Origin of the sequence: Marilutibacter aestuarii, assembly GCF_006546775.1 — a bacterium.
Taxonomy (GTDB): domain Bacteria; phylum Pseudomonadota; class Gammaproteobacteria; order Xanthomonadales; family Xanthomonadaceae; genus Marilutibacter; species Marilutibacter aestuarii.
Genome location: NZ_VICE01000082.1, coordinates 1 through 13,157, shown reverse-complemented (window position 1 = coordinate 13,157; position 13,157 = coordinate 1). Strand labels below are relative to the sequence as shown.

Below are 13,157 nucleotides of genomic sequence, written 5' to 3'. Positions count from 1 at the left end.
TCATCCCAGCGAACGCTGGGATCCAGCCTCTCGCCTGCGGGACCAACGCCCGGATTGCCCGCCGTAGGATGGGTAGCGCGAAGCAAAACCCATCGCCTGTGGGCATACGGAACAACGACGATGGGTATCGCCTGCGGCTCCACCCAGCCTACGGCGCCGCGGATTGATCCGGCGGACGGATCGAATCTCCGTTAATGCCTGCCGGACCGCCGTCCCTGCAAACGCCGGGATCGTGCTTTTCGCCTAGACGGCGTGCTCCTGGGTTGGCCGAAATTCGATGGTGCAATGCGCTGCGCTTATTGCACCCTACGGCGGCTGACCTGGCTCAATCATGGCGGAAGCGGTGGGGCGAGACACGGCCGCTTGCGAGCCGCCGGCTCGCGCCGCGTCGAGCGCCCGCAGTCCACGACTGCGGGCCGGGAATCCTACAAACGGGGCGCGGTGGGATGGATTCGGGTCATCCTTGACCCTCACCCCTCGCTACGCGAGGGGCAGCCTGCGGCTGTCCCGATCGGCGTCCTGCCGATCGGTCGAACCCGGTGGGTGCGTCCACGCACCCCGACCCCCATACACGCAAAACGCCCCATGCGGGGCGCCTTGCGTGTATGGCGGAAGCGGTGGGGCGAGACGCGGCCGCTTGCGAGCCGCCGGCTCGCGCCGCATCGAGCGCCCGCAGTCTGCGACTGCGGGCCGGGAATCCCACGCATGGGCTCCGGCTCTGTTTCAGGCCCTGGATTACTCCAGCGCCCTGGCTCAATCATGGCGGAAGCGGTGGGATTCGAACCCACGAACGGTTTGACCCGTTGCCGGTTTTCAAGACCGGTGCCTTCAACCACTCGGCCACACTTCCGTGGCGCGCATTGTCGCATGGGGCCGGGGCGGATTCACCGGGTGGGACGGGGTCAGCCTCCCTCGCGCGACGGGACGCCGCCGCGGGTGAGCGCCAGGGGGTCAAGCAGGCGCTTGAGTTCCCGCGTCGACAGGCCGGTGGCCTCGCGGGCCACGTCCAGGACCGGGCGGCCTTCCTTGTAGGCCTGCTTGGCGATGGCGGCGGCCTTCTCGTAGCCGATGATCGGGTTGAGCGCGGTGACCAGGATCGGGTTGCGCGACAGCGCCTCGTCCACGCGCGCCTCGCGCACGGAGAGGCCCTCGATGGCGTCGTCGGCGAGGTGGCGCATGGCCCGCGACAGCAGGCCGATGCCGTCGAGCAGGTCGAGCGCGATCAGCGGCAACATCACGTTCAGCTGGAAATTGCCGCTCTGCCCGGCGACGGTGATCGCGGTGTGGTGGCCCATGACCTGCGCGCAGACCATCGCCACCGCCTCCGGGATCACCGGGTTGACCTTGCCGGGCATGATCGAACTGCCGGGTTGCAGCGCGGGCAGTTCCACGTCGCCCAGGCCGGCCAGGGGACCGGAGTTCATCCAGCGCAGGTCGTTGGAGATCTTCATCAGCGCCACCGCGAGCGCGTTGAGCTGTCCGGACATCTCGACGATGTCGTCCTGCGCGGCGATGCCCTCGAAGCGGTCGGCGGCCGGTTCGAAACGTTGCCTGGACAGGGTCGACAACTGACGCGCCATCCTCGGCGCGAAGCGCGGGTCGGCATTGATGCCGGTGCCGATCGCGGTACCGCCGATGGGCAGGCGGCGCAGGCGCACCAGACTGTCGGCGATGCGGGCTTCGGCTGAGGCCAGTTGCGAGGCCCAGGCGCCGAATTCCTGGCCGAAGGTCAACGGCATCGCGTCCATCAGGTGCGTGCGCCCGGTCTTGGCGACGCGCCGCAGGGACCGGGCGCGGCGCTCGACGGTCTTTCGCAGGTGGACCAGGGCCGGCTGCAGGTCCTCGCGCAGCGCCAGGCACGCGGCCACGCGGATGGACGTGGGCACCACGTCGTTCGAGCTCTGCCCCAGGTTCACGTGGTCGTTGGGATGGACCTTCAGGCGCTTGCCGGCGGCCAGATGGGCGATGACCTCGTTGGCGTTCATGTTGCTGGAGGTCCCCGAGCCGGTCTGGAACACGTCCACCGGGAACTGCGCGTCGTGGGCGCCGGAGGCCACCTCCAGCGCGGCCTTGCGGATCGCGGCGGCGGTGGTCCTGCCGAGCAGGCCGAGGCCGCCGTTGACCTCGGCCGCGGCCGCCTTGACCAGGCCGAGGGCGCGGATGAAGCCGCGCGGCATCGGCTGCCCGGAGATGCGGAAGTTCTGCACTGCGCGCTGGGTCTGCGCGCCCCACAGGGCGTCGGCGGGCACCTGCAGCTCGCCCATGCTGTCGTGTTCGGTTCGGGTGTCGGGCCTGGCCATGCGGTCCTCCTGGATCGATCCGCCCAGCCTACCCGGGATGACGTGCCCGGGCCGTGAGACGGGCCGCGACCACGCCGCCCGCCCGACGGCGTTAGAATGCGCGCCCGACCCACGATCCCGCCCTGCCAATGTCCGTCCAGACCCAGTTGACCGCCCTGTCCCCGCTCGATGGCCGCTACGCCGGCAAGGTCGATGCCCTGAGGCCGATCTTCTCCGAGTACGGGCTGATCAGGGCGCGGGTGAAGGTGGAGGTCGAATGGCTGCTCGCGCTGGCCGCCGAGCCGGGCATCACCGAGCTGGCGCCCTTCGGCGATGACGCCGCCGCGCGCCTGCGGGCGCTGGCCGATGGCCTGTCGGTGAACGACGCCGCGCGGGTCAAGGCCATCGAGGCCACCACCAACCACGACGTCAAGGCGGTGGAGTACTTCATCAAGGAACGCCTGAAGGACGACGCCGAGCTGGGCCCGGCGCTGGAGTTCGTGCATTTCGCCTGCACCAGCGAGGACATCAACAACCTAAGCTACGCGCTGATGCTCAACGAGGCCCGCCAGCACGTGCTGCTGCCCAAGCTGGACGAGCTGATCCAGGCGCTGCGCGCGATGGCGCACGAACACGCTGCCCTGCCGATGCTGTCGCGCACGCATGGCCAGACCGCCTCGCCGACCACGGTGGGCAAGGAAATCGCCAACGTCGTCGCCCGCCTGCAGCGCCAGGGCGAGACCCTGGCCGGCGCGCGCATGCCGGGCAAGATCAACGGTGCGGTGGGCAACTACAACGCGCACGTCGCCGCCTATCCCGAGGTCGACTGGCCGCGCTTCTCCGAGCGCTTCGTGCATTCGCTCGGCCTCAACTGGCAGCCCTACACCACCCAGATCGAGCCGCACGACGGCATCGCCGAGCTGTGCGACGCCCAGCGCCGGATCGACACGATCTGCATCGACCTGTCGCGCGACATCTGGGGCTACATCTCGCTGGGCTACTTCAAGCAGGCGGTGAAGGCCGGCGAAGTGGGCAGCTCGACCATGCCGCACAAGGTCAACCCGATCGACTTCGAGAACGCCGAGGGCAACCTGGGCATCGCCAACGCGCTGTTCGAGCACTTCGCCGCCAAGCTGCCGATCAGCCGCTGGCAGCGCGACCTGACCGACTCCACCACCCTGCGCGCGCTGGGCACCGCCTTCGGCCACGCGCTGATCGGCTTCGACGCCCTGCTGCGCGGCCTGGGCAAGCTCAGCGCCAACCCGGCGCGCCTGGCCGAGGACCTGGACGCCGCCTGGGAAGTCCTGGCCGAAGCCGTGCAGACGGTGATGCGCCGCCACGGCCTGCCCAACCCCTACGAACAGCTCAAGGCCCTCACCCGCGGCCAGCAGGGCATCAACGCCGCCTCCATGCGCGCCTTCATCGAGGGCCTGGACCTGCCGGCGGAGGCCAAGCAACCGCTGATCGACATGACCCCCGGCAGCTACACCGGCCTGGCCGAGCGCCTGGCCCGGGAGATCTGAGACACCCCGACCCACCCGTGCGGCGCGATCCGCCTCCCCCCGGACGTCCGACCATGAACCTGCTGCTCAACATCGACGTGCCGGACATCGCCACGGCCGAGGCCTTCTACGGCGCCGCTTTCGGCCTGCGCGCCGGACGCCGCTTCGGCGACGACGGCGTCGAGATGCTGGGCGCGGCGGTCCCCGTCTACCTGTTGCGCAAGGCCGCCGGCAGCACCGGCGCCGCGACGCGCGCGCGCGACTACCACCGCCACTGGACCCCCCTGCACGTCGACGTCGTCGTCGACGCGCTCGAACCCGCCCTCGACCGCGCGATCGCCGCCGGCGCCACCCGCGAGGGCGACATCCGCGAGGCCCGCTGGGGCCGCATCGCCACCATCGCCGACCCCTTCGGCCATGGCTGGTGCCTGCTGCAGTTCCTCGGCCGCGGCTACGACGAGATCCTCCCATGAGCCCCAGGTCCCGCCCCCCCGCCACCGGCGCGCGCAAGCGCGGCGCGGCGCCGCCGATCGAGGTCGATGCAGGCCGGCAGCCACCGCTGGGCATGCCCGCGGCGACGTTCCTGCGCGATTACTGGCAGAAGCGCCCGCTGCTGCTGCGCAACGCCTTCCCCGGCTTCGTCTCGCCGCTGGAACCCGAGGACCTCGCCGGCCTGGCCTGCGAGGAGGCCGCGCTCTCCCGGATCGTCAGCCACGACCGCGCGGGTGACCGCTGGCAGGTGCGCACCGGGCCGTTCGACGAGGCCGAGTTCCCCGGCATGCCCCGCCAGGACTGGACCCTGCTGGTGCAGGACGTCGACAAGTGGGATGCCGACGTCGCCGCGCTGCTCGCGCATTTCGACTTCCTGCCGCGCTGGCGCATCGACGACATCATGGTCTCCTTCGCCGCCCCCGGCGGCTCGGTCGGCGCCCATGTCGACCAGTACGACGTGTTCCTGCTGCAGGCGCAGGGCCACCGGCGCTGGCAGATCGACGCCGGCGACGCGCCGCCGCTGGAGTTCCGCCACGACGTCGAACTGAAGCTGCTGCGCGAGTTCACCCCCACCCACGACTGGGTGCTGGGCCCGGGCGACATGCTCTACCTGCCGCCGGGCGTGCCCCACCATGGCGTCGCCGAGGATGCCTGCCTGACCTTCTCGGTCGGCATGCGCGCGCCCTCGGCCGCCGAGCTGCTGGGCGACTTCGTGGACACCCTCGCGGCCGAGGCCGACGAGCGCCTTCGCTACCGCGACCCGGACCTCGCGCCGCCGGAAGATCCGGCCGAGATCGACGCCGCGGCCATGGAGCGCGCCGTCGAAGCGCTGAACATGCTGCGGATGAACGACCCCGAGCGCCTGGGCGACTGGTTCGGTCGCTTCATCACGCTCTATCGCAGCGCGGGCGAAGTCATGGCCGGCGGGCCGGCACGCTCGCGCATCGAAGTCGAGTGGGACCTGCGCAACGGCGCCACCCTCGCCCGCCATCCATGGTCGCGCATGGCCTGGCGTCGCAGCGCCACGGGCGGCCCGGCGCGGCTGTTCGTCAACGGCCAGGCGGCCGACGTGGGCGCCGCCGACGCCTCGATCATCGCCAACAACGCCAGCCTCGACGGCGCCACCTACGCGACGCTGTCGCAGGCGGGCCAGGACCGGGTGTTCGAACTCCTGCAGGATGGCCATTACCATCTGCTGACCGAGGACGACGAGGCCTGACCCGCATGAGCGACCCCGCACCCGCCTTCCGCGTCGAGGCCGTCGACTACGCCAGCGCCCTGCCCGAGCTGCGCCACGTGCGCGAGACGGTCTTCGTCCAGGAACAGGGCGTGCCGCTCGACCTCGAGCTCGACGCGATGGACCCGCAGTGCGACCACGTGCTGGCCCGCGACGCCGAAGGGCGGCCCATCGGCACCGGCCGCCTGACCCCCGAGCGCCGCATCGGCCGGATGGCGGTGTTGCCCGGGCACCGGGGCCAGGGCGTCGGCGAGGCCATGCTCGAGGCCCTGCTGGCGCGGGCACTCGCGCACCGCTGGCCTTCGGTCAGCCTGCACGCGCAGGCCGATGCCATTGCCTTCTACACCCGCCACGGCTTCCTGCCGCGCGGCCCGCGCTTCGAGGAAGCCGGGATCGTCCACCAGGACATGCACCGCTCGCTCGGCGTGCCGACCCCGGTCGAGGGTTTCGAGGCCGCGCGCGCCGCGCTTGTGGGCCTGGTCGCCCGGGCCCGGCGCGAGCTGTGCCTGCACACCCGCGAGCTCGATCCCGGCCTGCTCGACCGCCCGGAGATCATCGAAGCGATCCGCCGCCTGGTGCAGGACGGCGGCGAGCTGCGCGTGCTGCTGCGCGACCCCAAGGCCGCGCAGGACGCCCTGTCGCCACTGATAAGCCTTGGCCAGCGTCGCTCCTCGGCGATCGCATTCCGCGTGATCGAGGAGCCGGTGGACCTCAATTTCGCCGGCGCCTACGCCTTCAACGACCGCGGCGGCTGGTACTACCGTCCGCTGGGGCACCGCGTGGACGGCGAAACCCGCATCGACGACCCCGCCCGGGTCCGCCAGCTGCGAGCCGCGTTCCAGGAAATCTGGGAGCGCGCCCGGCCCTGCAGCGAATTCCGGGCGCTTGGACTCTGAGTCCCGCTTAACCCGCGACCCGCGATCGGTCCCATTCGACATAAGGGTGGTGGCCGAAGCCCCCCCGGCTAACGTTATAATTCCGTGTCTTGGCCCCCGTTAATGTCTCCGCACGCGTTCGACGCGGGCTGCCTCCCTCCCCCCAGAGTTTCCCGATGCCATCGTGGATAGCCTCCTAAAGCAGTTTTCCCAGTCGTCGCAGCTCGGCGCAAACGCCGCCTACATCGAAGACCTGTACGAGCAGTACCTGGTCGATCCCGACAGCGTCGGGGCGAAATGGAAGGCCTACTTCGACGACTTCAAGGGCCGTGAGGCCGGGGACGTGCCGCACTCGGCCGTGCTCGACAGCATCGCCGAGGCGGGCCGCCGTGCCGCCCGCGGTGCCGCTGCTTCGGGGATGGGCGACGAACGCGAGCGTTCGGTCGGCCGCCTGATCACTGCCTACCGGTCGCGCGGCCACCTCGCCGCGGAACTCGATCCGCTGGGCCTGTTCGAGAAGCCCGACGCGCCCGACCTGGACCTGCCGTTCCACCGCCTGAACAAGAGCGACTTCTCCGCCGAGTTCAGCACCGGCGGCGTCGCCGGCAAGGAACGCATGAAGCTGGGCGACCTGCTCGACCTGCTCAAGGCGACCTACACCGGCCCGATCGGCGCCGAGTTCATGCACATCTCCGACGCCGAGCAGCGCCGCTGGGTGTACGAGCGCCTGGAGAAGGCCGGCGGCAAGTACGGCCGCAGCAGCGAGGACAAGAAGCGCATCCTCGAGCGCCTGACCGCCGCCGAGGGCCTTGAGCGCTACCTGGGCACCAAGTACGTCGGCCAGAAGCGCTTCTCGCTGGAAGGCGGCGACGCGCTGATCCCGCTGATGGACACCATGATCCGCCGCGCCGGTTCCAACGGCGTGCAGGACATCATCATGGGCATGGCCCACCGTGGCCGCCTCAACGTGCTGGTCAACACGCTCGGCAAGCCGCCGCGCCAGCTCTTCGACGAGTTCGAAGGCAAGTTCGAGCACGTCCAGGACGACCGCGCCCACACCGGCGACGTGAAGTACCACATGGGCTTCTCGGCCGACATCGCCACCCCCGGCGGTCCGGTCCACCTGGCGCTGGCGTTCAACCCGTCCCACCTCGAGATCGTCGACCCGGTGGTCGCCGGCAGCGTGCGCTCGCGCCAGGTCCGGCGTGGCGAGAACGGCCGCGCGCAGGTGCTGCCGGTGCTGATGCACGGCGACGCCGCGTTCGCAGGCCAGGGCGTGGTGATGGAACTGCTGCAGATGTCGCAGGCGCGCGGCTTCGCCGTCGGCGGCACCGTGCACATCGTCATCAACAACCAGGTCGGCTTCACCACCAGCGACCGCCAGGACGCACGCTCCACGCTCTACTGCACCGACGTCGCCAAGATGGTCGGCGCGCCCGTGCTGCACGTGAACGGCGACGACCCGGAGGCCGTGGTCTTCTGCGCCGAGCTGGCGCTGGACTTCCGCAACACCTTCGGCCGCGACGTGGTCATCGACCTGGTCTGCTACCGCCGCCACGGCCACAACGAGGCCGACGAGCCGGCGGCCACCCAGCCGCTGATGTACCAGAAGATCCGCAAGCACCCGACGCCGCGCACGATGTACGCCGAGCGCCTGGTCGCCGAGGGCACCGTGACCGCGGACGAGGCCCAGGCCCTGGTCGACGCCTGCCGCGATCGCCTGGACGCCGGCGAGGTCGCCACCGAGCTGGCCGAGACCAAGTCCGACGAGTTCACCATCGACTGGCCGACCTTCCTCAAGGGCAAGCTCAGCGATCCGGTCGACACCACCTTCGACGGCAAGGCGCTGCGCCGCCTCGCGGAAGTGATCAACGAGATCCCCGACGAGGTCAAGCTGCACCCGCGCGTGGCCAAGATCTACGAAGACCGCCGCAAGATGGCCGGCGGCGAGCTGTCGGGCGACTGGGGCTTCGCCGAGAACCTCGCCTACGCGACCCTGCTCGAGGACGGCTACAAGCTGCGCCTGGTTGGCCAGGACTGCGGCCGCGGCACGTTCTTCCACCGCCACGCGATCCTGCACGAGCAGACCACCGACGAGTACATCCTGCCGCTGCGCCGGCTGGTGGACACGCCTTCGGACGTGACCATCATCGACTCGCTGCTCAGCGAGGAAGCGGTGATGGGCTTCGAGTACGGCTACTCCACCACCGACCCGATGACGCTGGACATCTGGGAAGCGCAGTTCGGCGACTTCGCCAACGGCGCGCAGGTCGTGATCGACCAGTTCCTGTCCTCCGGCGAGGCCAAGTGGAGCCGCCTGTGCGGCCTGGCGCTGTTCCTGCCGCACGGCTACGAAGGCCAGGGCCCGGAGCACAGCTCGGCGCGGCTCGAGCGCTTCCTGCAGCTGTGCGCGCTGGACAACATGATCGTCTGCACGCCGACCACGCCGGCGCAGGCCTACCACATGATCCGTCGCCAGATGCACATGACCACGCGCAAGCCGCTGGTGGTCATGACGCCCAAGTCGCTGCTGCGCCACAAGCTGGCCGTGTCGACGCTGGACGAACTGGCCGAGGGCGGGTTCCAGCAGCTCATCCCGGACAACGACGCCGACCCGAAGAAGGTCAAGCGCGTGGTGGTCTGCGGCGGCAAGGTTTACTACGACCTGCTCGAGCAGGCGCGCAAGGACGAACTCGACGACGTCGCGATCGTGCGCGTGGAGCAGCTGTACCCGTTCCCGCGCGAGCTGCTGTCGGCCGAGCTCAAGCGCTTCGGCAAGGCCACCGACGTGGTCTGGTGCCAGGAAGAGCCGCAGAACCAGGGCGCGTGGTACCAGATCCGCCACCACCTGACCCACTGCCTGCAGGGCAAGCAGGTGCTCCACTACGCCGGCCGCCTGCGCTCGCCTTCACCGGCGGCGGGGCATTATGCCGACCATGTCGTCGAGCAGGCCCAGCTCGTCGCCGATGCCCTGACCAACCCGCTGCAGGGCGACGCCAGCCCCGAATGACGCGGCCCCGGCCCGCGTCCCATCCCCCGCCACACGACATTCCATCTACGCAATCCAGGATGCCCGCCCCATGAGCACCGAGATCAAAGTTCCGGTACTGCCCGAGTCCGTCTCCGACGCCACCATCGCCACCTGGCACAAGAAGCCGGGCGACGCGGTGAAGCGCGACGAGAACCTGGTGGACCTCGAGACCGACAAGGTCGTGCTCGAAGTGCCCTCGCCGGTCGACGGCGTGCTCAAGGAGATCAAGTTCAACGAGGGCGACACTGTCACCAGCGAGCAGATCCTGGGCCTGGTCGAGGAAGGCGCCGCCGCCGAGGCCACCGAGGCTGCCCCGGCCGCGCAGAGCAAGAGCGCCGAGCAGGAGGCCCGCAAGCAGGAGGCCGACGCCAAGCCGGTGCAGCCCAAGGCCGAGGCCGCCAAGGCCAGCGCGCCGAAGGCCGCCGGCAAGACCGACGACCTGCCGCCGGGTGCGCGTTTCACCGCCGTCAGCCAGGGCATCGATCCGGCCGGCGTGGAAGGCACCGGCCGTCGCGGCGCGGTGACCAAGGAAGACCTGCTCAACTACGCCCGCAACGGCGGCGTCGGCCAGGCCGGCGGCGCGCGTCCGGAAGAGCGCGTGCCGATGACCCGCATGCGCAAGCGCATCGCCGAGCGCCTGATGCAGTCGAAGGAATCGATCGCCATGCTGACCTCGTTCAACGAGGTCAACCTGGGCAAGGTCATGGCCATGCGCAAGCAGCTGGGCGAGGCCTTCCAGAAGGAGCACGGCATCAAGCTCGGCTTCATGAGCTTCTTCGCCAAGGCCGCCGCCAACGCCCTCGCCCGCCACCCGGCGGTCAATGCCTCGGTGGACGGCGACGACATCATCTACCACGGTTACGCCGACATCTCGATCGCGGTGTCGACCGACAAGGGCCTGGTCACGCCGGTGCTGCGCAACGTCGAGCGCATGGGCTTCGCCGAGGTCGAGCAGGGCATCGCCGACTTCGCGACCAAGGCGCGCGACGGCAAGCTCTCGCTGGACGACCTGCAGGGCGGCACCTTCACCATCACCAACGGCGGCACCTTCGGCTCGCTGATGTCGACCCCGATCGTCAACCCGCCGCAGTCCGCCATCCTCGGCATGCACGCCATCAAGGAGCGCGCGATCGTCGAGAACGGCCAGGTCATCGCCGCGCCGATGATGTACATCGCGCTGAGCTACGACCACCGCATCATCGACGGCAAGGACGCGGTGCTGTTCCTGGTCGACATCAAGAACCAGCTCGAGAACCCGCACAGGATGCTTCTCGGCATGTGATGCCGAGAAGCATCGGGAATAGGAAAAAGGGAACAGGGAATGGTGCGCCAACGTCGCACTTCCTGCCTCCGCTTTACCCATTCCCGCCTCCCCATTCCCGATTCCCTGTGAGCGAATGCCAATGAGCGAACAACAACAATTCGACGTGGTGGTGATCGGCGCCGGTCCGGCCGGTTACCACGCCGCCATCCGCGCCGCCCAGCTCGGCCTCAAGACCGCGTGCATCGACGCCGCGCTCGGCAAGGACGGCAAGCCCGCCCTCGGCGGCACCTGCCTGCGCGTGGGCTGCATCCCGTCGAAGGCGCTGCTCGACTCCTCGCGCCAGTTCTGGAACATGGGCCACCTGTTCGGCGACCACGGCATCAGCTTCAAGGACGCGAAGATGGACGTCGAAGCGATGGTGGGCCGCAAGGACAAGATCGTGAAGCAGTTCACCGGCGGCATCGCGATGCTGTTCAAGGCGAACAAGGTCACCCCGTTCTACGGCTTCGGCACCCTGCACAAGGGCAATGTCGTCAAGGTCAAGCAGCACGACGGCAGCGAAGTCGAGCTCAAGGGCACCAACGTGGTCATCGCGGCGGGCTCGGATTCGATCGAACTGCCCTTCGCGAAGTTCGACGGCGACACCATCGTCGACAACGTCGGCGCACTGGACTTCACCGAGGTGCCCAAGCGCCTGGGCGTGATCGGCGCCGGCGTGATCGGCCTGGAGCTGGGCAGCGTCTGGAAGCGCCTCGGCGCCGAGGTGACCATCCTCGAGGCCCTGCCCGACTTCCTCGCCGCCGCGGACGCCGAGGTGGCCAAGGCCGCCGCCCGCGAGTTCAAGAAGCAGGGCCTGGACATCCAGCTGGGCGCGAAGGTCAGCCAGGCCGAGGTCAAGGGCAAGGGCAAGAAGAAGGAAGTGCACCTGACCTACACCGACGCCAAGGGCGAGCAGCGCCTGGTCGTCGACAAGCTGCTGGTGGCCGTGGGCCGTCGCGCCGCGACGAAGAACCTGCTGGCCGACGACACCGGCGTGAAGCTCGACGCGCGCGGCCTGGTCGAGGTCGACGAGCATTGCCACACCGGTGTCGACGGCGTCTGGGCGGTCGGCGACTGCGTGCGCGGCCCGATGCTGGCGCACAAGGGCTTCGAGGAAGGCATCGCGGTCGCCGAGCTGATCGCCGGCCTGCCGGGCCACGTCAACTTCGACACCATCCCCTGGGTGATCTACACCGAACCGGAGATCGCCTGGGTGGGCAAGACGGAGAAGCAGCTCAAGGACGAGGGCACGCCGTACAAGACCGGCAGCTTCCCGTTCGCGGCGATCGGCCGCGCAGTGGCCATGGGCGAGCCGGCCGGCTTCGTCAAGGTCATCGCGCATGCCGAGACCGACCGCGTGCTGGGCATGCACCTGGTCGGCGTGGGCGTCTCCGAACTGGTCCACGAAGGCGTGCTGACCATGGAGTTCAAGGGCTCGGCCGACGACCTGGCCCGCATCTGCCACGCGCATCCGACCCTGTCGGAGGCCATCCACGACGCCGCGATGGCCGTGGACAAGCGCGCGATCCACAAGGCGAACTGAGCCCGTCCGGAGCCTGGCTCCGGACGCCACCCACGAAGCCGCCTCGACGCCCAGCGCCGCAGGCGGCTTCGTCGTCACGGGCCCACGCGATGCCATGCATCGCATGTCGGGGAACATGCTGTTGGAGGCCGAATGAAACCGCGCACCCTCTGCGTCTACTGCGGATCGAACTCCGGTTCGCGACCCGCCTATACCGAACGCGCCATCGCCCTGGGCACGCGCCTGGCGGCCGATGGCATCGGCCTGGTCTATGGCGGCGGCAACGTCGGCCTGATGGGCGCCGTCGCCGACGCCGTGCTTGAGGCCGGCGGCGAAGTCACCGGCGTGATCCCCGAACAGCTGGTCGGCTGGGAAGTCGCGCACCGTGGCGTCACCCGGCTCGAGGTCGTGGCGAACATGCACGAGCGGAAGGCGCGCATGTTCGACATCGCCGACGGCTTCGTCGCCCTGCCCGGCGGCTTCGGCACGCTGGACGAGATGTTCGAGATGCTCACCTGGCGCCAGCTGGGGATCGGCAACAAGCCCTGCGCGTTTCTCGACGTCGAGGGCTTCTACGCGCCCCTGGTGGCGATGATCGACCGCATGGTCGAGGAACGCTTCCTGCACCCCGACCAGCGCGCCGACCTGTGGCACGGCGACGACCTCGACGCCATGCTCGCCTGGATGCAGGACTACCGCCCGGCGCAGGCCGACAAGTGGATGGACGAGAAGCGGCGCGGTTCGTTGCGTTGAGGCGCTGCGGGCGTTCAGACGCCGACGGTCGAATGCCTTCCCATAGGACGCCCGACCCCATGCCAAAAGCTGGATCCCAGCGTTCGCTGGGGTGAGGCAAGGCCGTTTGCGCGGCACCGCCGCGCGGTATTGCCGAACGCCCGGCGCGCTGCGCCGGGCCGGG

At 69.7% G+C, this 13,157-nt stretch carries 9 protein-coding genes and 1 tRNA gene; 8 read left to right on the top strand and 2 right to left on the bottom strand.

Annotated elements, in window-relative coordinates; all coding sequences use genetic code 11:
* Positions 1–760 precede the first annotated feature (760 nt).
* Positions 761–850: transfer RNA gene (locus FKV25_RS08590), tRNA-Ser, on the bottom strand.
* A gap of 52 nt (positions 851–902) precedes the next feature.
* Complete coding sequence (locus FKV25_RS08585) at positions 903–2,300, bottom strand: class II fumarate hydratase (RefSeq protein ID WP_141518382.1); 1,398 nt, start codon at positions 2,298–2,300, stop codon at positions 903–905.
* Positions 2,301–2,428: 128 nt separating this feature from the next.
* Here FKV25_RS08585 and purB point away from each other — a divergent pair, with 128 nt between their 5' ends.
* The 8 genes from purB (at position 2,429) to FKV25_RS08545 (ending at position 12,994) form a co-directional block, all read left to right on the top strand.
* Complete coding sequence (gene purB, locus FKV25_RS08580; protein ID WP_141518381.1) at positions 2,429–3,802, top strand: adenylosuccinate lyase; 1,374 nt, start codon at positions 2,429–2,431, stop codon at positions 3,800–3,802.
* A 53-nt stretch (positions 3,803–3,855) separates the two neighbouring features.
* Positions 3,856–4,254, top strand: coding sequence for a VOC family protein (locus FKV25_RS08575; protein WP_141518380.1), 399 nt, complete (start codon positions 3,856–3,858; stop codon positions 4,252–4,254).
* The gene (locus FKV25_RS08570) at positions 4,251–5,492 is read left to right on the top strand and encodes a cupin domain-containing protein (protein WP_141518379.1); all 1,242 of its coding nucleotides are present in this window, start codon (positions 4,251–4,253) and stop codon (positions 5,490–5,492) included. The genes FKV25_RS08575 and FKV25_RS08570 overlap by 4 nt, the downstream gene beginning before the upstream one ends.
* Positions 5,493–5,497: 5 nt before the next feature.
* Complete coding sequence (locus tag FKV25_RS08565) at positions 5,498–6,406, top strand: GNAT family N-acetyltransferase (protein ID WP_141518378.1); 909 nt, start codon at positions 5,498–5,500, stop codon at positions 6,404–6,406.
* 163 nt (positions 6,407–6,569) lie between these two features.
* Entirely contained in the window at positions 6,570–9,395 is a 2,826-nt protein-coding gene (locus FKV25_RS08560) for a 2-oxoglutarate dehydrogenase E1 component (RefSeq protein WP_141518377.1), read from the top strand.
* Between the two features lie 70 nt (positions 9,396–9,465).
* Positions 9,466–10,698 (top strand): dihydrolipoyllysine-residue succinyltransferase, encoded by a 1,233-nt coding sequence (gene sucB, locus FKV25_RS08555; protein WP_141518376.1) that lies wholly within the window; start codon positions 9,466–9,468, stop codon positions 10,696–10,698.
* A gap of 121 nt (positions 10,699–10,819) precedes the next feature.
* Positions 10,820–12,262, top strand: a complete 1,443-nt coding sequence (gene lpdA, locus FKV25_RS08550) for a dihydrolipoyl dehydrogenase (RefSeq protein ID WP_141518375.1) — start codon at positions 10,820–10,822, stop codon at positions 12,260–12,262.
* Positions 12,263–12,394: 132 nt separating this feature from the next.
* Positions 12,395–12,994: an LOG family protein gene (locus tag FKV25_RS08545; protein WP_141518374.1), complete on the top strand. Its 600-nt coding sequence runs from the start codon at positions 12,395–12,397 to the stop codon at positions 12,992–12,994.
* The last annotated feature ends 163 nt before the right edge of the window (positions 12,995–13,157 follow it).

Bases quoted from the DNA above. Each gene is read 5' to 3' on its own strand.
- FKV25_RS08570 (WP_141518379.1), top strand. From the start codon at position 4,251: ATGAGCCCCAGGTCCCGCCCCCCCGCCACCGGCGCGCGCAAGCGCGGC.
- sucB (WP_141518376.1), top strand. From the start codon at position 9,466: ATGAGCACCGAGATCAAAGTTCCGGTACTGCCCGAGTCCGTCTCCGAC.
- FKV25_RS08575 (WP_141518380.1), top strand. From the start codon at position 3,856: ATGAACCTGCTGCTCAACATCGACGTGCCGGACATCGCCACGGCCGAG.
- FKV25_RS08585 (WP_141518382.1), bottom strand. From the start codon at position 2,300: ATGGCCAGGCCCGACACCCGAACCGAACACGACAGCATGGGCGAGCTG.
- FKV25_RS08545 (WP_141518374.1), top strand. From the start codon at position 12,395: ATGAAACCGCGCACCCTCTGCGTCTACTGCGGATCGAACTCCGGTTCG.
- purB (WP_141518381.1), top strand. From the start codon at position 2,429: ATGTCCGTCCAGACCCAGTTGACCGCCCTGTCCCCGCTCGATGGCCGC.
- FKV25_RS08565 (WP_141518378.1), top strand. From the start codon at position 5,498: ATGAGCGACCCCGCACCCGCCTTCCGCGTCGAGGCCGTCGACTACGCC.
- lpdA (WP_141518375.1), top strand. From the start codon at position 10,820: ATGAGCGAACAACAACAATTCGACGTGGTGGTGATCGGCGCCGGTCCG.